We start from the raw sequence: 19,714 nt of genomic DNA on the forward strand, positions 1-19,714 counted from the left end.
GGATGCTTAGGCTTCTACCTCTTCCTTTGAATCTGATACAGCTTTAACTGCATAGGCAAAGTTGCGAACAGGTGCTTGCAACGTTGACAACAACATTGATAGCAAACCGTCGCGATCTGGCAATGAAGCGTACTTATTGATATCTTCAATAGATACGATATTACCATCGATGAATCCACCCTTGATTTCCAAGGCTTCGATTTCATCAGCATACTTCTTTAATACGCGGGCAGGTGCGATTGCATCATCATTTGAAAATGCAACAGCTGAAGGACCAGCAAACAAGTCGTTCATTTCAGAAAAATCAGCGGCTTCAGCAGCGCGAGTCAAGACTTTGTTCTTGATAACACGTAGTTCAACACCTTCTCCACGTAATTCAGCACGCAAGTTGTTTGATTGCTCAACAGTCAATCCACGCACGTCTGCAACAACAGCAGACGTTGCGTTCTTAAACTTGTCAGCAACTTCGGCAACTTGTTGTGCTTTAACAGCAATGGTTGCTTCACTCATGGTATATTATTCCTCCTGTTTAGATTTTGATTCTTACCAAAAACCCCCAGTACATGCTGCACCGGGGGTCAAAAGTCGCTTTCGCGTTTTTCACTTCCTCGGCGGGATATTAAGTCTTACGACACCTGCGTCTTAGGTAGAATCGATTTATTACTTCAACTACTTTAACAGGTAGTCGAGGAAGTGTCAACATTCACTTACTATTTTAGTAAAATCTAATTATAGAGAAGCGATGTCAATGTTCACAGCAGGACCAAATGTTGAAGCGATTGATACGTGTTGTACGTATGTTCCCTTAACAGCGGCTGGACGTGAACGCAAGATAACATTAGCCAATGATTGGATGTTTCCTGCAAGCTTGTCAGCATCAAATGATACTTTACCAACTGGTACAGCAACGTTTCCGTCACGATCAGTACGGTAAGTAACCTTACCTGACTTAGCTTCTGAAACAGCCTTTGTAACATCAAATGTTACAGTACCCGTCTTAGGGTTAGGCATCAAGCCCTTAGGTCCCAAGACACGTCCAACACGTCCAACTTGTGCCATCATATCTGGTGTTGCAACAGCAACATCAAAGTCTAGCCATCCACCTTGGATACGTTGTACCAAGTCAGCAGCACCAACAACGTCAGCACCAGCTGCTTCAGCTTCTTTAGCCTTATCACCTTGAGCAAAGACAACAACAGTTTGGTCTTTACCAGTACCGTTAGGCAAAACAACGGCACCACGCAATTGTTGATCAGCTTGACGCGTATCAACGTTTAGGTTAAATGCAATTTCAACAGTTGCATCAAACTTGGCAAAGTCAATTTCCTTTACCAATGCAGCAGCTTCTTCGACAGTGTATAACTTAGCACTGTCAACTTTTTCAGCGGCTGCTAAATAATTCTTACCATACTTAGCCATGGTAGCTATTCCTCCTTGCAAATGCGGTCAAACGGTCATTGACCTCCCGCTTGATCTTGCTTAGTTTCCTACGCGATCCGTACGTTACTTGTTATTAGCCTTCAACAGTGAAGCCCATTGAACGAGCAGTACCTTCAATCATGCGAACAGCTGCATCAACATCAGCTGCGTTTAGATCTTGCATCTTAGTTTCTGCAATTTCACGTACTTGTGCTGCAGTAACTGTTGCGACCTTCTTCGTGTTAGGCTCACCAGAACCCTTTTCAACACCAGCGGCCTTCTTCAAAAGAACAGCTGCTGGAGGAGTCTTGGTAACGAACTCGAATGAACGATCCTCATATACAGTAATAACTACAGGGATTAACAAACCACCTTGATCGGCAGTGCGAGCATTAAACTCCTTTGTGAATCCCATGATGTTAACACCAGCTTGACCCAAAGCAGGTCCAACTGGAGGTGCAGGTGTAGCCTTACCGGCTGGAATCTGCAACTTAACAATACTTGAAACTTTCTTAGCCACGATTGTTTCCTCCTTCGTGTTTGTGGTGTAAATGGCGCGTTTCGATTTACGCCTCCCACATATGCATCTAGTAACAACACATACTAGATTATAGTAACAAAACTCTTGCACCTTGGCAAGAGAAGTATTCGATTTTATTAAATTTATTTAACTGGCTTAATATCGCTAAATGAGATTTGTGTTGGCGTGTCACGACCAAAGATGTTAATCAATACCGTAACTTCTTGGTGCTCTTCATCAACGTCAGTAACGGCTGCACCTTCTTGACCAGCAAAGCTACCAGCAACAACATCAACTAAATCGCCTACTGCAATATCCAAATGTTCAACTTTACGTTCAACAATGTTCATACGGGCTAACATATCATCCACTTCTTCAGGAAGCAATGGCACTGGCTTAGAACCACCACCGTGAGATCCCAAGAATCCTGTAACCCCTGGTGTATTACGAACAACATACCAAGCTTCGTCAGTCATAATCATTTCTACCAAAGCATAGCCAGGGAAATCATTTTCTTTAATAATCTTCGTTTCACCGTCTTTTTCAACTTCGACTTCTTGTTCTGGTACCAAGACACGGAAAATATAATCCTTCATCCCCATTGTTTCAATACGTGATTCCAAATTTGACTTTACACGATTTTCATATCCTGCGTATGTGTGCAAAACGTACCATTGATTATCAAATGACTCAGTTGCCATGATTGCCTCCTCAGACTGATTGACCTATTTTTTCGTAAATTAAAAACCCTCATAATTGAGGGTTTTATCTGCTAATTCATACTGATAGTATAGCGCATTTTGTTTACTTAGACAACCAAGTAATCCCTTGTTCAAATACCCAATCAGCTGCACCAAAAATTAATGCAAATGCTAATCCAGTTATAACAACAATTGTTGTATTATGAACATTTTCGCTAAATGTTGGCCAAGTTACTTGATGCATTTCATCAATAACACCCGAAATAAATTTCATCATATCACTCCTGCTAAATACTTACATTGTCTCACGATGCAAAGTGTGCGCATCGCAATACTTGCAATACTTTTTAACTTGTAAGCGGTCTGCACGGGTTGGCTTTTTAGTTACCATATAATTACGCGAACCACAAACACTACATGCTAAAGCGACTTTCTTCACTGCCATATGGCGTTACCGCTCTTTCTAAATTTAATTTTATGTGTAAAAGTGTAGCACTTTTACCCCTAAACAGCTAGTGTTTTCTTATCTCATCATGATAAAACAGTTGCCACTTACGCCGAACACCATAACACCATGAGCGTGAACGTTTGATTACTTTCGCAGCCTCTGCTATACCATAACCTTGCATCAGTAAATAGGCTAATTCGCGTTCCTTACCAGGCAATGTTAGATACCATTCAATAATCGTCGTTAACCATTCATTAATCATTGGCTCATATTTTACAATCGATTGTTTAGCATCATACGGCGCAATAGTTTCTTTCAAAATGGGAACCTGCACATCAAAGACACGATATTCATTACGCCATATTTGGACCACGTGTGTCTGCAACGATCGTTGGTAATAGATTGTCAACGCTGCCCATGTTTGATTACGTAATAAACGGAGCGTTTTATGCAACACAACCCGACATTCTTGTTGCCAATCATTTGGTTGCGGTCGTACTCGTTGTTGCGAATACATTTTCCAAACAAGGCCTTCAAACTGCATGAAAATCTGTTCAAAAGCCTGTTCATCCCCGGACTGTGCCCTAATAATTAGCTGTACTTGCTTTGTATCCACCATTTTATACCCATTCCTTACTAATGTAAGAAAATCATACGGTGGTTTATCGTCATTGCCAAAATTATGTTAGAAATTTCAAGTGATTTATCGGGCATTATGCCATTGCATCAGTTATTTTATGATAATGGATTACGACTGTTATAACCTTGATAGATTAATAAGCTAGCCGCTACTGAAGCATTTAGACTTTGCACATGGCCAATCATCGGAATCGTTAGTGTTTCATCAACGGACTTTTTAAGTAGTGGTGAGATACCCTTACCCTCATTACCAATAATTAGTGCCGTTGCCCCTTTAGCATCCCAACGACGGTAATCTTTACCATTCATATCAGTGCCAAATACCCAAACGCCACGTTCTTTTAATTGTTCAACGGTTTGCACTAAGTTTGTTACTCGTGCAACTGGAACGTGTTCAATTGCTCCAGTTGATGTCTTGGCAACAACTGATGTTAACTGTACTGCGCGACGTTTTGGAATAATAATACCATGGACACCGGCTGCATCTGCCGTTCGCATGATTGATCCTAAATTATGTGGATCTTCAATTGAATCAAGCACCAAAAAGAATGGTGCTTCATCTTTTTGAGCAGCCTTAGCAAACAAATCTTCAATTGTGGCATATGCATATGCTGCAATTGATAACACGACCCCTTGGTGATTTTGACCATTCGTTAATTCATCAAGTTTTGCTTTAGGAGCTTCTTGAATAATTAAGCCACGTTTCTTTGCCAAGCCACTAATTTCATTGCGCGCTTTATCTGCTAAGCCATTTTGCAACCAGACTTTATTAATTTCGGTTGTTCCTTTTAGTGCTTCAACTGAGGCATGATGACCAAATACAAATTCAACTTGATCATCAATTGGTTGACTAACTTCTTTAGCAGGATGCTGGCGACGTTGTTTTGCTGGTTTACGATCAGCTTGTCGTTTGTTATTTTGTTGTCCCATGATTTGCCGTTCGCCCACTTTCCACTTGTTTATAAATCCATGAAATTATTTCTTCCAAGCGTTCTGTTTGACCACTTGCACCTAAATAACCCATCACTGCCTCAAAGCCAGTTGAAATACGATATGTCACCACATCAGTGTTTTTGGCCTTCGTATGCGAATTCGCATTACGTCCACGCTTAAAATATTGTTGCTCTGTTTCAGTATAAATGCCATCTTCTACTATCAATGCATATAATGCAGCATGTGCCTTGGCTGAAACATACTTTGTCGATTCACGTTGTAACTTTGCTGGTTTGGTAATGCCCTTTGCTAGTAGATGTTGACGAATATATACTTCATACACCGCATCCCCATAATAAGCTAAATCCAAACCATTTAATTGTTCATAATTTATCTTCTCATTCATGCTTATTATCATACCATTTTATTGCAAAAATTTGGATAGTAAGTATTGGCAAACATTTTAGGCGAGTGTTTGATGCCATTCTTGAATCATCTGCAACTCAGCGGGTGTAATCTTCCCTGACTGTTGCGCAACTTGAATTAAGCTAGAAAAATTAGTTAATGATGCAAAACTGGTTTGGGCTGCTGCGAAATTTTTCACTGCTGCTGGCAATTCATAAGAAAAAATTGATACCACACCAATCACATTACCAGCTTCTGCACGAGTTGCTTTAACTGCCCCTAAGACTGAACCGCCAGTTGAAATCAAATCATCAATGAGAACAACTTTTTGTTGCGCCGTCAAAGCCCCCTCAATTTGCTTACCGGTACCATGATCTTTCGGTTTTGCACGCACATAGATTAAGGGAAGATTCATGGCTTGCGCTACCCAAGCTGCATGAGGAATACCGGCTGTAGCAACGCCCCCAATAGCTTGAACGTCTGGATATTGTGTTTTAATCAAAGCAGTTAATCCTGCAATAACAATCTCACGTTCTTTCGGAAATGAAATAATTTTACGATTATCTGTATAAATGGGACTTTTAATCCCTGATGCCCATGTAAAAGGTGCCTGTGGTTGTAATTTCACTGCTTCAATATCTAATAATGCCTGGGCAACCTGTTTTTGATAGTCTGTCATGTTTACTCCTCATTAAACGCTTTTGTTATTTGTGTGTAGGCAGCAACTGGATTAGGTGCTTGTGTAATTGAGCGCCCCACCACAATACCATTAGCGCCGTTTTTACGTGCTTGTTGCGGCGTCATAATCCGGCTTTGATCACCTTTGGCATCCCCTTGTAAACGAATCCCTGGTGTAATTGATAAAAATTCAGTACTCGTTGCTTGATGAATCATTGGTGTTTCAAAAGCTGATGAAATAACACCGGCCATGCCTGCTTGCTTTGCTAATTGCGCCAAATGAACCACTGATTCATCCAATGACACAGCCAACTGTTGGGTTGTCTGTAATTCAGTTGGCGTAAACGAAGTCAATTGTGTAATTGCTAGTAATTTCGTTGATTGGTTAGCCATAACAATTGCTGACTTAGCTGCAGCTAACATTTTCTCACCACCAGCTGCATGTAGTGTTAAGTAATCGATGCCTAAGCGCGCTAAATTTTTAGTCGCTTGTCCCACAGTATGTGGGATGTCGTATAACTTTAAATCTAAAAAGACCGTGTATCCGCGTTGCTTTAATGCAGCAACAAATTGCGGTCCCTCACGATAGAATAGTTCCATACCAACTTTGACCGCTAATGATTGCTGTGCTGGAAACTGTGCCAAAAATGCCCAGGTTGTTTTAGCATCGGCAAAATCTAAGGCAATAAACACTGGCTTGTTTTCATTCATAATAGCTCCTTTATGATGATTACTTTTCTTGCGCCTTAACCCATGCATCTTCATCAGTAGGCAGCGGTTGCAGTGCATGTGTTACATCAGCAGCTGTTTCAAAATGGTATTTATCAAGGGCTGCTGGTAATTGTTTAATCAACTTTGACAAAAAGAGTGGATCCTCTTTATTCATAATGCCAACTTGAACTGCTGATGCCCCTGCTAACATTAATTCAAGGGCGTCATCAATTGTTGTCACACCACCAACCCCTATAATTGGAATATCCACAACCGACGCTGCTTCCCAGATAAACTCTACAGCCAATGGGTGAATTGCTTTTCCGGATAAGCCACCTTTACCACGGTATAAACGAACTGAACGATCCATTAAGTCTAAACTCATTCCAACCAAAGTATTTACCATCGTTAACCCATCTGCACCCGCTTTTTGAGCTGCAAGCGCCAGTGGCTTAATATCAGTCACATTTGGTGACAATTTTGCATACACGGCTTTGGTAGTAACGGCACGTACAGCACTAACAGCTGCTGTAATACCAGCAGTAGAAACACCAAATGCACGGCCACCCTCATCAACATTTGGACATGAAAGATTTAACTCAATGGCACTAATACTTGGTATTTTATCAATGATGATAGCCAATTCAGTAAACTCAGTAATTGTTTCTCCAGAAATTGACAGCATTTTTGGTAGGTTTGGTAATTTTTCAGCTAACTTGGGTAAGTAATCTGCTTTAACAGCTGCAATACCTGGGTTCGCCAAACCAACTGAATTTAAAACCCCCGCTTTTGTTTGAATAGTCCATGGTTGTGGGTTACCTTTGCGTGGCTGCATCGTTGTTGTTTTTAATACTAGCGCACCTAATTCGTTTAAATCAAAGTCATCAATGTGATCCAGTCCATAATAGAATGAACCTGACGATGGCATAAATGGATTTTTTAATTCCAAACCAGGTAATGACACAGCATAACGGTTATTATTCATGGGAAGACTCTCCTTTTATTTTATGCAGGGTTAACTGTAAATGATTGTGATTCAAGGACACTAAGTAGTGCTTTAACTGTATCGAATGCTGTAAACAAAGGCACTGCATTTTCAATTGCTGCATTGCGAATGCGACGACTATCATTAACTGTCGCAATATCTTGATGGGTCGAATTAATAACCAATTGTAATGACCCCTTGCTCAAAGCAGTCACCGCATTATGTGCTGTCTCACTAATCTTATCTAGGATTTGTACCCGCAGACCGTTTTTTTGTAAATATTCACCTGTTCCCGCCGTAGCAAATAATTGAAAACCTAATTCATTAAAACGGTGAGCCAATCCTAGTGCTTCTGCCTTATCTTCATCAGCAATCGTAAACAAAACATTACCAGCATGTGGAATTTTAATGTTTGATGCCACAAAGGCCTTATATAAAGCTTTTTCAAAGGTCTTATCAGACCCCATTACTTCTCCAGTTGACTTCATTTCAGGTCCAAGCAATGAGTCTACTGCTGGTAACTTGGTAAATGAAAAGATTGGTGATTTCACATGAACCATTTCTGATTCTGGCACTAGACCTGTTTCAAATCCCATATCTGCTAATTTTTCACCTAACATCACACGGGTCGCTAATTGCGCTAACTTTAATTGCGTTACTTTTGAAATAAAGGGGACTGTCCGTGATGCTCTTGGGTTAACTTCAATCACATAAGCCGTATTATCATGAATAACAAATTGCACATTCATTAAACCAATTGTTTTCAAACTCTTTGCCAATGCTATTGACGCAGCAACAATTTCAGAACGTACTTTATCAGACAATGTTTGTGTCGGATAGACGGACATTGAATCACCTGAATGCACACCTGCTCGTTCAATATGCTCCATAATTCCTGGAATAACCACCGTTTTGCCATCAGATAATACGTCGACTTCAGCTTCTGAACCAACTAGATACGAATCAATCAAAACAGGATGATCATGGGATACTTTTACTGCGCGTCCCATATAATCCTTTAATTCAGCTTGGTTATTAACAATCTCCATTGCTCGTCCACCCAAAACATAAGATGGTCGTACTAATACGGGGTACCCAATTTCATTTGCGGCGGCTAAGGCACCGTCGATGGTCGTAGCAGTTTTCCCAACTGGTTGCGCCAAACCTAGCTGCTTAATCACTTGATCAAACTCTTCTCGATCTTCGGCACGATTTAAGTTGGTAACACTCGTCCCTAAAATATTGACGCCTGCATTAACTAGCGGTTGTGCTAAATTAATAGCTGTTTGACCACCAAATTGGACTACAACACCAATTGGCTTTTCTAACTCAGTCACGTTTAAGACATCTTCTAACGTGAGCGGTTCAAAATAAAGCTTGTCTGAAACCGAAAAATCAGTTGACACTGTTTCTGGATTAGAATTCATAATAATCGCTTCATAGCCAGCTGCTTGAATTGCCTTAACAGCGTGTACAGTTGCATAATCAAACTCAACACCCTGACCAATACGAATGGGTCCTGATCCTAAAACAAGCACACTGGGCTTTTGACTAACAACGGATTCATTTTGCATTTCATAAGTTGCATAATAATAAGGTGTTTGTGATTCAAATTCAGCAGCCACCGTATCAACCATTTTATAAACGGGCTTAATATCAGCTTCCATACGATAGTCTGATACTTCCTGGCTTGTCCATCCCCAAATATCAGCAATGGTTTGATCGGCAAACCCGTTCTTTTTAGCAGCCAACAATACTTTATTATTGTCAACATGCTGTGCTAAAGCTTGCTCAATTTCAATAACATGCAAAATTTTGTCTAAGAAGAAATAATCGATTTTTGTTCGTTCATGAATGACATCAATTGCGACACCTCGACGTATTAATTCACTAATCATAAACAATCGGTCATCACGTGCGGGCATTAAGTCAGCTAATAATTGTTGGCTATTAATATCATTAAAGTTGATATCACGTAACCCAGTCGCCCCAATTTCTAATGAACGAACGGCTTTATTCAACGCTTCTTCAATGTTGCGTCCAATGGCCATAACTTCTCCGGTTGCCTTCATTTGCGTCCCCAAATGGCGATCGGCTGTCGCAAACTTATCGAATGGCCAACGTGGAATTTTAACAACGACATAATCCAAAGCTGGTTCAAAGGCTGCTTTAGTAGTACCCGTTACTGGATTGATAATTTCATCTAATGTCAATCCCACCGCAATTTTGGCAGCCATTTTTGCAATTGGATACCCAGTTGCTTTAGACGCCAACGCTGATGAACGTGAGACACGGGGGTTAACCTCAATAATGTCATATTCAAATGAATTTGGATCTAACGCCATTTGAATATTAACGCCCCCTTCAATTTTCAGAGCGCGGATAATTTTCAAAGCAGCATCACGCATCATTTGTAATTCACGATCAGCTAAAGTTTGTACGGGGGCAACGACGATAGAATCACCTGTATGAATACCAACTGGATCAAAGTTTTCCATTGAAGCAACAATTAGTGCATTATCAGCAGCATCACGCATCACTTCAAATTCAATTTCTTTATAGCCAGCAATCGATTGTTCAATAAGTACTTGTGTCACCGGTGACAACTCTAATCCATTTGCGGCAATATCCTTTAGTTCCGTTTCATTATTAGCAATACCACCACCAGTACCACCTAATGTGTAGGCCGGCCGTACAATCACGGGATAACCACTTTGATTTGCAAAGTCAACAGCTTCTGTAACCGTTACGGCTATCAATGACTCTGGTACCGGTTCATGCAAGCGATTCATTAAGTTCTTGAAAGCTTCACGATCCTCAGCTTCTTCGATGGCTGATAACTTGGTTCCCAATAAAATAATCCCTAATTCATCCAAAATACCTGCTTCTGACAATTCTTTGGCCATATTCAAGCCTGTTTGGCCACCCAAAGTTGGCAAAATTGCGTCTGGACGTTCTTTACGCAAGATTCGTGCTAAAAATTCAAATGATAATGGTTCGATATAAACTTCATCAGCCGTTTCACTATCCGTCATAATGGTTGCTGGATTCGAGTTAACTAAGACAACTTCATACCCTTCTTCTTTTAAAGACATCGCTGCTTGTGTTCCTGAATAATCAAATTCAGCAGCTTGACCAATAATAATGGGACCTGAACCAATGACCAAAATTTTGTGGATATCTGTACGTCTAGGCATGTTGTAATTGTCCTTTCTTACTTTGTGCAATCATTGCTAGGAAATCATCAAATAAGTATTCCGCATCATGGGGACCAGGCGCTGCATCTGGATGAAACTGAACTGAAAATGCAGCGTGATTTTTTAACTTAAGTCCTTCAACTGTGTGATCATTAATTTCTTCATGGGTGATTTCCAAATTCGTTTGTGCAATCGACTTAGCGTCAACAGCGTAGCCATGGTTTTGTGATGTAAAGTCAATTTGATTTTTAACTTTATTACGAACAGCATGATTAAAACCACGATGACCAAATTTCAACTTAAACGTCGTTGCACCATTAGCTAGAGCAAACAATTGGTGGCCTAAGCAAATCCCCATCAATGGCATCTTTTCTTGTAATTCTCGAATAACTGGTAAGATATGCAACACATCTTCAGGATTTCCTGGTCCATTTGACAATAAGACGCCATCCGGATCCATATCTAATATAGTCTTTGCATCAACATTAGCTGGGAAAACCATCACATTCACATCACGTTTAGCTAATGAACGTAAAATAGAATTTTTCAAGCCAAAATCAATCAACGCAATTGATGGCCCATCCGTCGGGTTAACATACGTCGTTTTCGTCGTCATTTTGTTAACTTCATCTGTTGCTGGTTTTGCTGCCTGTAGTTGCGCCAATGCGTCATCAGTAACTTCATCAACAATAACTGCCCGCATCACACCGTATTCTCTAATTTCTTTTGTTAGGGCACGTGTATCAACATCCGTAATACCTGGCAAATCCATTTTTTCTGCCCATTCAGCAAGTGACATTTGTTGGCGCCAATTAGAAGGACGGCGTGCAATTTCATGTGCCACAATGGCATTTGCTGTTGGCTTTAATGATTCATAATCATCACGATTAATACCATAATTGCCGATTAATGGATACGTAAAAGTTAGAATTTGTCCTGAATAAGAAATATCCGTTAATGATTCTTGATAACCCGTCATACCCGTATTAAAAACGAGCTCTCCTGCAACATCTTTTGTAGCGCCAAAAGCTTCACCAGTATAAATTGACCCATTTTCTAAAACTAAATAACGTTGCATGTTTTCCCCCTATGCCTCGTAAACGATTTGACCATCAACCATGGTTAATACTGTCTGCCCGTAAATTGTTGCCCCAATAAATGGTGTATTAACCCCTTTTGAGGCAAATTCGTCTGCTGTAATTTTGTGTGCATGATTAATATCAAATAATGCCAAATCTGCTGGTTGCCCAGCAGCTATTTTCTGTGCTCCTTGTAACCCAAAGGCTTGTTGTGGTTTAACAACCATCCAATCCAATAATTGGTTCAACGTTGCAATACCCGGTTTAACTAAGTGGGTATAAAGCAATTGGAAACTTGTTTCAATCCCCGTAATCCCAAAAGCAGCCCCGATAAATGACCCTTCTTTTTCTGCTTTACTATGCGGTGCATGATCAGTTGCTACCATATCAATGGTGCCATCCAATAATCCCGCAATAACAGCGGTCCGATCAGCTGGTGTTCGAAGCGGCGGATTCATTTTAAAGTAAGCATTATCACCCGTAATATGGGTTTCATCCAATAACAAATGGTGCGGCGAGACTTCAGCCGTCACGTTGACTCCTTGTGATTTAGCAAATCGAACGAGCGCCACTGATGACTTTGTCGAAAGATGTGCGACATGATAATGCACCCCACTAGCCTTAGCTAATACTAAATCACGTGCAAGCTGAGAGGATTCGCCTAAAGGATCCATACCTGGTAACTGTAATGCTTTTGATTTTTCACCTAAATTCATCACGCCACCGTTAATTAATGAATTATCTTCCACATGTGCCACTAATGGTCGTTGTACTTTGGCAGCAGCTTTCATTGCCATTAGCATCGTAGCCGCCGTTTGCACACCCTTACCATCATTTGTAAAGGCAACGGCACCTGCCTTGGCTAGTGCATCAATATCACTGACCTCTTCAGTCGTTAAAGCTGTTGAAATAGCTGCATATTGCTTTAAATGAATTAAACTATTAGCCTCATTATTAGCTTGAATCATTTGAAAATTTTCTAAGTTGTCTGGCACTGGATCTAGATTAGGCATCGCTAATACTGTCGTAAATCCCCCACGTGCCGCTGCTTTTGACCCAGTTGTGACAGTTTCTTTATAGTCAAATCCCGGTTCACGAAAATGTACATGCACATCGACCAATCCTGGTGTAACTAACGCACCATTGGCATCAATCACACGGTCAGTCGTTTCTTTGATATTAGTTGCCACCTTTGTGATCATGCCGTCAATTACTAAAATATCTTGGCGAATTAAGGCACCATCTGTCCCAACACTTTGTGCATTCTTAATCAATATTGATGTCATTTACTGTCTCCTCCATCAGGCCAGTTAAGATGGCAATACGGGCATAAACACCATTAGCCATTTGCGTAAAAATACGTGATTTGTCTGCTTCTACTAATTCATCAGCAATTTCAATCCCCCGATTAACAGGTGCTGGATGCATAATAATGGCTTTGTCATTTAATCGACTATAACGGTTGTAGGTTAAGCCGAATTGTTGATGATACGTTGTTTCTAAAAAATCAGCATTATCTTGTTGGGCTAGCCGCTCATGCTGCACACGCAATAACATCAAAACATCTAAGGTTTCTAGACCCGCATCCATTTCCCGATAAGTACCATATTGATCAAAGTCAGTCGGATACCACTGTTTGGGTCCTGAAAAACTCACTTGTGCACCTAAACGTTTTAAAATTTCAGCATTTGAACGCGCCACCCTTGAATGCGCTAAATCGCCTACAATACGAATATTTAAACCTGCAAAGTAACCAAACTGTTCAAAAATTGTCATTAAGTCAAGTAAGCTTTGTGATGGATGCTGACCATTGCCATCACCTGCATTAACAAGTTGTGGCATCAAGGCTGAATTTTCAGCAATTAATGGCTCATACCAATCATTAATACTGTGCCGGAGTACCACTACATCTACCCCAATTGCACCAAGAGTTTTTAGCGTATCACTGAGTGATTCTCCCTTTTGCGTTGAACTCGTCTGGGGATTAACTTGAATTGGTTGCCACCCTAACTTTGATTCAGCCATTTGAAAACTACTAGCTGTCCGTGTTGAATTTTCAAAAAATAAATTGGCAACATGTTTTGACTGGGTAGGCAACGCTAATTGTCCATTTTTATACGCCAAACTCTTTTTAATTAATTGCATAATTTCTTGTATTGTTAAATCATTTAAATTCACAAAGTTTCGCATGCTATCTCCTCATTGTTTACGCAAAAAAGCCCTATGAATCCAGTGATTCATAAGGCTTACTAAGTTATTCGATAGTATGATTCACCTATTTTGGGTGACTGCCATCAACTTGGGTATCCTTTGTTAGCCTCACTGGACTACACTTAAAGGTTATTCTTGATTGACATTACTATATCATGTTTATTTACTTAGGTAAACAGTTAACTAACTAGTAAAATATAATTAAAACGTTTAACTCATTAGTTTAACAGATTTTATTTTTCATTAAGTTTGTTATTCATCAACAACGTCGTTGATGGTAATAACTCCCGCAACTTCACCTTTTTCAGTAACAACTAAATTAGAGATGTTATGCGTAGCCATCTTACGCCATGCTGCTCGATTTCGTTTATTAACGTCGATACTAATAAACCCTTCTGTCATATAATCAGCAGCTGTTGATTCCTTAACCTTAGTAACATGAAGCATTTTCTTACGAATATCGCCATCTGTCACAATCCCAACAACTTTATCTTGATCCTTTACTAGCGTCATTCCAATACCAAAATCACTAATACGGTAGATAACATCGTTAAGCGGTGTCTCGATATCAACATAAGGTACCTTGGTATGCATGACATTTTTAACTGTTTGCAACAACAGCTTACCAATTGATCCACCTGGATGATACAAAGCGAAATCTTTTTTCGTGAATTGCTTTTCTTTTTGAACCGCAATTAATAACGCATCCCCAACGACCAACGTTGCCGTTGTTGAGTTGGTTGGCGCTAATTTGGTAACGTCCGCTTCAGAAGCCACATCAACAATTAATGCCTCCTGTGTATTTTTTGCCAATGTTGAATCTGATGCACCTGTTAAAGCAATTGTTTTTAAATCTTTACCAAAAATCTCTTGCAACGCAAAATACGTTTGTAATACTTCTTCTGTTTCACCACTATTAGAGACAAATACAACCACATCATCTGCGGATACTCGACCTAAGTCACCATGAAAGGCGTTTCCAGCATCGATGAAAAAGCTTGGTACCCCAATCGAGGAAAATGAAGCCGAAATTTTTTCAGCAATAATACCTGATTTACCAATCGCGATAAAAATTAAACGACCTGTCATCTGTAAAACATCATCAACAAATTGGTCAAAGCTTTCGTCTAAAGCATCACGGACCTTTTCTAAAGTTTTAATTTCAATATTAAAGGTCTCTTTAGCATCTTTATAATAAGTCTTCATCTGCATACACCACCTTACTGTTAAGATGTTCGTGGAATAGCTTGTTGGCTTCTTCTAGGATTGGACGTGCCTTTGATAGATAGAGCTGACTATCTTGATCAGAAATAGCCTTAGGTGGGTTAGGGTGGACTTCAGCAAAAATACCATCAATACCAATTGATAAGGCTGCCCGCATCAATGGGAAGATGTATTCACGATTACCACCAGAATGGTTACCATAACCACTCGGAATTTGAACTGAATGGGTTGCATCGTAAATGATTGGGTAGCCAGTTTCACGCATTTGAATCAAACTCGTCATATCCACCACCAACTGATGATAACCAAACATGGTACCACGTTCAGTGACTAAAATATGCTCATTATCTTGTGAGGCAACTTTATTCACTGCACTCTGAATATCTTCTGGTGCCATGAACTGCGCCTTTTTAATGTTAACAACGCGACCTGTCTTAGCAGCAGCTAACAATAAATCAGTCTGACGACTCAAATAAGCTGGAATCTGCAACACATCAGCAACTTCAGCAACTGGTGCACATTGGTAAGACTCATGGACATCAGTCACAATTGGCACATTATACTTCTCTTTAATCTGACGTAGAATTTCAAGTCCCGTCTCCATGCCAGAACCACGATCAGATGAGATGGCACTACGGTTAGCCTTATCAAAGGATGACTTAAACACATAGTTAATCCCTAACTCATCAGTAATCTTCTTCAATTCTTCAACAACTTCAGCACAAGTTTCATATGATTCAATGGCACATGGGCCGGCTAGTAAAGTTAAACGATCGTCCTTAAAGCCATACTCTTGAAATACTTCACTAATTTTTGGCATATCTTTTCCCCCGCTCTTTGACTAGTTCATTTGCTAAACATTATTAGAAATTATTAATTTTTAAATATTATATGCTAACTATTGCGATTTTTCACTTTTAAAGTCTTCTTCTATTTTGCTTAGTGGGCAAAAAAAGCTGGTTAATGACTTGTAAATCAAGTATTTTAACCAACTTTTTTGTCTTATCATCATTTCAAAAATTAAGCTTCCACAACATGACGAACATATGGATCATCTGAAAAACCTTGATCCAAAATAATGCGCGCCCATTCTTTAGCAGAGTGCAAACTGTGGTCTTTAAAATTACCACATTCACGAATTGTTGTTGCAGGCACGTCATCCCATTGAATATCATCACGAATCTTACGTAGTGCATGCGTAAAGGCAACAGCTACCTCAGTCGATGAATAATCTTGCCAACTAATCACATGAAAACCAGTACGGCAACCGAATGGTGAAATATCAATAATACCGTCTAATTCATCACGCACCAAACTTGCAAATAAGTGTTCCAAAGTGTGTACACCAGCAGTTTCGATGGCGGTTTCGTTTGGTTGCGTCAAACGTAAATCATAATTTACAATTTGTCCACCTGCAGGTCCTTGTTGTGTCTCGATTTTACGAACGTATGGTGCTTGTACCTTGGTGTGATCCAATGAAAAACTTTCAACTTCTGCCATGTTAAATTCCTCCTAAGTAACTTCCCCTAAATTATCGACATGCTTTTAAACAAAAACGTCCCGTAATCAATTAAGATTACGGGACGTTATCACGTGGTACCACCCGAATTTAATAAACCAATTAGGCTCATCCTCTCATCGCTATAACGGGCGTTTCCGAACGGCATTCACGTGTTGTTCATGTCATTTATGACTCCAAGACCATCTTCCAATCAAGTGTTTATCAGTTTTCACCCATCACTGACTCTCTATAAAACACATTGACCGTACTCATCTTATCGCTGTCGATACGACTATGCTAAATCTAATCTCACGTTGTGTCAACTGTTTGATTAAAAAAAGCTCATTTTTGCCATTTATTATTAACGATGCCAACGTGTTCCTTGTGGTGTATCTTCTAAAATGATTGCTTGCTTTGCTAAAGTGTCCCGAATTTCATCAGAACGGGCAAAGTTTTTTGCTGCTCGAGCTTGGTCGCGTTCTTTAATCAATGCATCAATATCAGCATCTAATAATTCTTCTTGTGCTAAACCATCAACCCCAAAAACACCCATTAACGTCACAAGACTATCCAAAATAAATTGAACTGCTTGTTGATAAACAGCCTTAGCATTCGCATATTGATTAGCCAAATCCACTAGCTCATAAATCGCTGTTAACGCATTGGGCGCATTAAAATCATCATCCATTGCTGCATTAAATGCTGCAATATGTGTATTAACTTGCTTTGTTATGTGCTCGTCATTCCCCTCAAGCGCATCCTGCAAGCGGAATTGTAAATTACGATAACCAGTACGAATATGTTCCAAGTTTTGACCTGCTTGCGCCATGTTTTTTGTTGAATAGGCAATCGCACGACGATATTGTGTTGTGGCCATGAAAAAGCGTAATACCATTGGATCATCAATCTGTTGTAATAAGTCATGAACAGTCACAAAATTTCCAAGTGACTTAGACATCTTTTCATTTTCATCACCAACTGTCACAAAGCCATTATGTAACCACATATTCACAAATTGCTCGCCCGTATGAACTTCACTTTGCGCAATTTCATTCGTATGATGTGGGAACGCTAAATCAATGCCCCCACCATGGATATCAAAATGGTTACCCAGATACTTCGTCGACATCACTGAACATTCAATATGCCATCCTGGACGACCTTTACCCCATGGTGAATCCCAGGCAATCGCACCATCACCATCTTCACCTTTCCAAACTGCAAAATCCATTGGATCTTCTTTACGGGCCAATTCAACATCGTCCAAACGCCCTGCTGCATTTGAAGTCATCTCTTGTAAATCTTGATGAGCTAGTGCACCATAATTTTTAAATTTTTTGGCACGATAATACACATCACCAGCTGATTCATAAGCGTAACCTTTATCAATTAAGTCAGTCACAAAATCAATGATTTCTGTAATGTGTTCGGTTGCTCGAGGTCGTACTGTAGCTGGCTTAATATTTAACGCAGCCGTATCCTCATTAAAGGCAGCAATATATTTCTCAGCTAACTGTGGGACTGTAATGTCCTGAGCTGCTGCTGCCTTGATCATTTTATCATCCACATCAGTAAAATTAGATACGTAATCCACCTCATAACCGCGATACTCAAAATAACGACGAATCGTATCAAAGGCAATTGCGGAACGTGCATTTCCAATATGAATATAATTATAGACAGTTGGCCCACAAACATACATACTGATTTTATCTTCATGCATAGGTTGGAAATCTTCCTTAGTCAACGTCATGGTATTAAACATTTTCATCATGTTACGTCCCTCTCTCCTTTTAAAAATGTGGTAACCCTCATTTTTATTAACTGACTAAATGTCAGTATCGATATAAATATTTTACCATATTTCTCTATGACTTAGAATGTGGTCTAAATGGCTTTGGACACCCCACTAAATTACAGCTATAATTTACAATTAAGAATAGCTATTGTATATCATAAAATCATCGGGGGAATTTTAATGTATCAAGCAAATAAAGAACGTTATGACAAGATGGTTTATAATCGTGTTGGTCAAAGTGGTCTAAAATTATCAGCTATCGGATTAGGTCTCTGGCATAATTTTGGCAGTGTCGATCCTATTGAAAATCAAAAAGCCATTATCCATCAGGCCTTTGACTTGGGCATTACCTATTTTGACTTGGCCAATAACTACGGGCCAATACCTGGTAGTGCGGAACAAAACTTTGGCCATATTTTAGCGCAGGATTTACATGCCTATCGTGATGAACTTGTTATTTCAAGTAAAGCAGGTTATGAAATGTGGGATGGTCCTTATGGTAATTGGGGTTCTAAAAAAAGCATCATCGCCAGTGCTGACCAAAGTTTAGCACGACTACAATTAGATTACGTGGATATTTTTTATTCTCATCGCCCTGACCCAGACACACCAATTGAAGAAACAGCACTGGCTTTGGATCAACTTGTTCGCACTGGCAAAGCACTATATATTGGTATTTCTAACTATTCTGGTGCTCAAACTCAGGCAATGATTAAAATTTTCAATGATTTAAAGACACCTTTCATTATTCATCAACCACGCTATAATATGTTCAATCGTCAAATTGAACAGGATTTATTGCCCGTCTTACGCCAGTATGGCAAAGCAGCCGCTGTCTTTAGTCCGCTATCACAAGGTTTGTTGACTGATAAATATCTAAATGGTATTCCAAAGTCCTCACGTGCAGCTAAAAGTAACAGTCCCTTCTTGCATGAAAATCAAGTCGAAGCTACTATTCAAACTGTTCAAAACTTAAACGAGGTTGCTAAAAACCGCCACCAAACATTAGCTGAAATGGCTTTAGCTTGGGATCTTAGACATTCTGAAGTCGCTAGTGTTATTATCGGCGCTAGTCGTCCGGAACAATTAGTTGACAATGTTAAAGCTTTAAACCACTTAAACTTTAGCCAAGCTGAATTAGATCAAATCGATAATATTTTAAGCCAACAACCTCGTATTGATTGGCAAGCACATTAAAATCACATCATAAAAACAGGGCCGTTAATCTACCATCTCAAAATGGTTAGACTAACGGCCCATAATTT

General features: G+C 39.7%; 21 protein-coding genes and 2 other annotated features. Of the genes, 1 reads left to right on the plus strand and 20 read right to left on the minus strand.

Annotated features, from left to right (window positions below):
- Nucleotides 1-6 precede the first annotated feature (6 nt).
- The 20 genes from rplJ to cysS form a co-directional block, all read right to left on the minus strand.
- Nucleotides 7-510, minus strand: a complete 504-nt coding sequence (gene rplJ, locus G7Y65_RS00890; protein WP_042491802.1) for a 50S ribosomal protein L10 — start codon at nucleotides 508-510, stop codon at nucleotides 7-9.
- Nucleotides 511-538: 28 nt separating this feature from the next.
- Nucleotides 539-665: a sequence feature (ribosomal protein L10 leader region), on the minus strand.
- Nucleotides 666-729: 64 nt separating this feature from the next.
- Nucleotides 730-1,419 (minus strand): 50S ribosomal protein L1, encoded by a 690-nt coding sequence (gene rplA / locus G7Y65_RS00895; protein WP_042491803.1) that lies wholly within the window; start codon nucleotides 1,417-1,419, stop codon nucleotides 730-732.
- A 94-nt stretch (nucleotides 1,420-1,513) separates the two neighbouring features.
- Nucleotides 1,514-1,939, minus strand: coding sequence for a 50S ribosomal protein L11 (rplK, locus tag G7Y65_RS00900; protein WP_042491805.1), 426 nt, complete (start codon nucleotides 1,937-1,939; stop codon nucleotides 1,514-1,516).
- A gap of 143 nt (nucleotides 1,940-2,082) precedes the next feature.
- The gene (gene nusG / locus G7Y65_RS00905; RefSeq protein ID WP_042491807.1) at nucleotides 2,083-2,640 is read right to left on the minus strand and encodes a transcription termination/antitermination protein NusG; all 558 of its coding nucleotides are present in this window, start codon (nucleotides 2,638-2,640) and stop codon (nucleotides 2,083-2,085) included.
- Between the two features lie 103 nt (nucleotides 2,641-2,743).
- The gene (secE, locus tag G7Y65_RS00910) at nucleotides 2,744-2,914 is read right to left on the minus strand and encodes a preprotein translocase subunit SecE (RefSeq protein WP_042491809.1); all 171 of its coding nucleotides are present in this window, start codon (nucleotides 2,912-2,914) and stop codon (nucleotides 2,744-2,746) included.
- A gap of 21 nt (nucleotides 2,915-2,935) precedes the next feature.
- Nucleotides 2,936-3,085 (minus strand): 50S ribosomal protein L33, encoded by a 150-nt coding sequence (rpmG, locus tag G7Y65_RS00915; RefSeq protein WP_074426820.1) that lies wholly within the window; start codon nucleotides 3,083-3,085, stop codon nucleotides 2,936-2,938.
- Nucleotides 3,086-3,152: 67 nt separating this feature from the next.
- Nucleotides 3,153-3,707 carry an RNA polymerase sigma factor gene (locus G7Y65_RS00920; RefSeq protein WP_137600405.1) on the minus strand — a complete coding sequence of 185 codons (555 nt, stop codon included), beginning with the start codon at nucleotides 3,705-3,707 and terminating at the stop codon, nucleotides 3,153-3,155.
- 116 nt (nucleotides 3,708-3,823) lie between these two features.
- On the minus strand, nucleotides 3,824-4,657 hold the full coding sequence (rlmB, locus tag G7Y65_RS00925; protein ID WP_081839268.1) for a 23S rRNA (guanosine(2251)-2'-O)-methyltransferase RlmB: 834 nt from the start codon (nucleotides 4,655-4,657) through the stop codon (nucleotides 3,824-3,826).
- Nucleotides 4,641-5,066, minus strand: coding sequence for a Mini-ribonuclease 3 (locus G7Y65_RS00930; RefSeq protein ID WP_042491817.1), 426 nt, complete (start codon nucleotides 5,064-5,066; stop codon nucleotides 4,641-4,643). Before G7Y65_RS00930 ends, rlmB begins: the two co-directional genes overlap by 17 nt.
- 57 nt (nucleotides 5,067-5,123) lie before the next feature.
- Nucleotides 5,124-5,744 (minus strand): orotate phosphoribosyltransferase, encoded by a 621-nt coding sequence (gene pyrE, locus G7Y65_RS00935; RefSeq protein WP_137600404.1) that lies wholly within the window; start codon nucleotides 5,742-5,744, stop codon nucleotides 5,124-5,126.
- 2 nt (nucleotides 5,745-5,746) lie between these two features.
- On the minus strand, nucleotides 5,747-6,454 hold the full coding sequence (gene pyrF / locus G7Y65_RS00940; protein ID WP_042491820.1) for an orotidine-5'-phosphate decarboxylase: 708 nt from the start codon (nucleotides 6,452-6,454) through the stop codon (nucleotides 5,747-5,749).
- Nucleotides 6,455-6,473: 19 nt separating this feature from the next.
- Complete coding sequence (locus G7Y65_RS00945; RefSeq protein WP_042491822.1) at nucleotides 6,474-7,439, minus strand: dihydroorotate dehydrogenase; 966 nt, start codon at nucleotides 7,437-7,439, stop codon at nucleotides 6,474-6,476.
- Between the two features lie 20 nt (nucleotides 7,440-7,459).
- Complete coding sequence (gene carB / locus G7Y65_RS00950) at nucleotides 7,460-10,636, minus strand: carbamoyl-phosphate synthase large subunit (protein ID WP_165314485.1); 3,177 nt, start codon at nucleotides 10,634-10,636, stop codon at nucleotides 7,460-7,462.
- Complete coding sequence (locus G7Y65_RS00955) at nucleotides 10,629-11,714, minus strand: carbamoyl phosphate synthase small subunit (protein WP_165314486.1); 1,086 nt, start codon at nucleotides 11,712-11,714, stop codon at nucleotides 10,629-10,631. The genes carB and G7Y65_RS00955 overlap by 8 nt, the downstream gene beginning before the upstream one ends.
- Before the next feature lie 9 nt (nucleotides 11,715-11,723).
- Nucleotides 11,724-13,001 (minus strand): dihydroorotase, encoded by a 1,278-nt coding sequence (gene pyrC, locus G7Y65_RS00960; protein WP_042491826.1) that lies wholly within the window; start codon nucleotides 12,999-13,001, stop codon nucleotides 11,724-11,726.
- Entirely contained in the window at nucleotides 12,982-13,905 is a 924-nt protein-coding gene (locus G7Y65_RS00965; protein WP_042491827.1) for an aspartate carbamoyltransferase catalytic subunit, read from the minus strand. Before G7Y65_RS00965 ends, pyrC begins: the two co-directional genes overlap by 20 nt.
- A gap of 273 nt (nucleotides 13,906-14,178) precedes the next feature.
- Nucleotides 14,179-15,132, minus strand: a complete 954-nt coding sequence (locus G7Y65_RS00970) for a KpsF/GutQ family sugar-phosphate isomerase (protein WP_042491828.1) — start codon at nucleotides 15,130-15,132, stop codon at nucleotides 14,179-14,181.
- Nucleotides 15,116-15,970, minus strand: coding sequence for a 3-deoxy-8-phosphooctulonate synthase (gene kdsA, locus G7Y65_RS00975; protein WP_137600400.1), 855 nt, complete (start codon nucleotides 15,968-15,970; stop codon nucleotides 15,116-15,118). The genes G7Y65_RS00970 and kdsA overlap by 17 nt, the downstream gene beginning before the upstream one ends.
- Nucleotides 15,971-16,170: 200 nt before the next feature.
- Nucleotides 16,171-16,650, minus strand: a complete 480-nt coding sequence (locus G7Y65_RS00980; RefSeq protein WP_042491831.1) for an S-ribosylhomocysteine lyase — start codon at nucleotides 16,648-16,650, stop codon at nucleotides 16,171-16,173.
- A 76-nt stretch (nucleotides 16,651-16,726) separates the two neighbouring features.
- Nucleotides 16,727-16,941 (minus strand) — a binding site (T-box leader).
- A gap of 71 nt (nucleotides 16,942-17,012) precedes the next feature.
- Entirely contained in the window at nucleotides 17,013-18,425 is a 1,413-nt protein-coding gene (gene cysS, locus G7Y65_RS00985; RefSeq protein WP_042491834.1) for a cysteine--tRNA ligase, read from the minus strand.
- Between the two features lie 204 nt (nucleotides 18,426-18,629).
- On the opposite strand from cysS, the gene G7Y65_RS00990 reads away from it, so the two are divergent.
- Complete coding sequence (locus G7Y65_RS00990) at nucleotides 18,630-19,646, plus strand: aldo/keto reductase (protein ID WP_042491836.1); 1,017 nt, start codon at nucleotides 18,630-18,632, stop codon at nucleotides 19,644-19,646.
- Nucleotides 19,647-19,714 lie beyond the last annotated feature (68 nt).

It is taken from the genome of Weissella sagaensis (assembly GCF_010306265.1).
Classification (GTDB): domain Bacteria; phylum Bacillota; class Bacilli; order Lactobacillales; family Lactobacillaceae; genus Weissella; species Weissella sagaensis.

What these genes read in the sequence shown, in the direction of transcription:
- rplJ (WP_042491802.1), bottom strand. Translation starts at nt 510, where the DNA reads ATGAGTGAAGCAACCATTGCTGTTAAAGCACAACAAGTTGCCGAAGTT.
- rplA (WP_042491803.1), bottom strand. Translation starts at nt 1,419, where the DNA reads ATGGCTAAGTATGGTAAGAATTATTTAGCAGCCGCTGAAAAAGTTGAC.
- nusG (WP_042491807.1), bottom strand. Translation starts at nt 2,640, where the DNA reads ATGGCAACTGAGTCATTTGATAATCAATGGTACGTTTTGCACACATAC.
- secE (WP_042491809.1), bottom strand. Translation starts at nt 2,914, where the DNA reads ATGAAATTTATTTCGGGTGTTATTGATGAAATGCATCAAGTAACTTGG.
- rpmG (WP_074426820.1), bottom strand. Translation starts at nt 3,085, where the DNA reads ATGGCAGTGAAGAAAGTCGCTTTAGCATGTAGTGTTTGTGGTTCGCGT.
- G7Y65_RS00920 (WP_137600405.1), bottom strand. Translation starts at nt 3,707, where the DNA reads ATGGTGGATACAAAGCAAGTACAGCTAATTATTAGGGCACAGTCCGGG.
- rlmB (WP_081839268.1), bottom strand. Translation starts at nt 4,657, where the DNA reads ATGGGACAACAAAATAACAAACGACAAGCTGATCGTAAACCAGCAAAA.
- G7Y65_RS00930 (WP_042491817.1), bottom strand. Translation starts at nt 5,066, where the DNA reads ATGAATGAGAAGATAAATTATGAACAATTAAATGGTTTGGATTTAGCT.
- pyrE (WP_137600404.1), bottom strand. Translation starts at nt 5,744, where the DNA reads ATGACAGACTATCAAAAACAGGTTGCCCAGGCATTATTAGATATTGAA.
- pyrF (WP_042491820.1), bottom strand. Translation starts at nt 6,454, where the DNA reads ATGAATGAAAACAAGCCAGTGTTTATTGCCTTAGATTTTGCCGATGCT.
- G7Y65_RS00945 (WP_042491822.1), bottom strand. Translation starts at nt 7,439, where the DNA reads ATGAATAATAACCGTTATGCTGTGTCATTACCTGGTTTGGAATTAAAA.
- carB (WP_165314485.1), bottom strand. Translation starts at nt 10,636, where the DNA reads ATGCCTAGACGTACAGATATCCACAAAATTTTGGTCATTGGTTCAGGT.
- G7Y65_RS00955 (WP_165314486.1), bottom strand. Translation starts at nt 11,714, where the DNA reads ATGCAACGTTATTTAGTTTTAGAAAATGGGTCAATTTATACTGGTGAA.
- pyrC (WP_042491826.1), bottom strand. Translation starts at nt 13,001, where the DNA reads ATGACATCAATATTGATTAAGAATGCACAAAGTGTTGGGACAGATGGT.
- G7Y65_RS00965 (WP_042491827.1), bottom strand. Translation starts at nt 13,905, where the DNA reads ATGCGAAACTTTGTGAATTTAAATGATTTAACAATACAAGAAATTATG.
- G7Y65_RS00970 (WP_042491828.1), bottom strand. Translation starts at nt 15,132, where the DNA reads ATGAAGACTTATTATAAAGATGCTAAAGAGACCTTTAATATTGAAATT.
- kdsA (WP_137600400.1), bottom strand. Translation starts at nt 15,970, where the DNA reads ATGCCAAAAATTAGTGAAGTATTTCAAGAGTATGGCTTTAAGGACGAT.
- G7Y65_RS00980 (WP_042491831.1), bottom strand. Translation starts at nt 16,650, where the DNA reads ATGGCAGAAGTTGAAAGTTTTTCATTGGATCACACCAAGGTACAAGCA.
- cysS (WP_042491834.1), bottom strand. Translation starts at nt 18,425, where the DNA reads ATGATGAAAATGTTTAATACCATGACGTTGACTAAGGAAGATTTCCAA.
- G7Y65_RS00990 (WP_042491836.1), top strand. Translation starts at nt 18,630, where the DNA reads ATGTATCAAGCAAATAAAGAACGTTATGACAAGATGGTTTATAATCGT.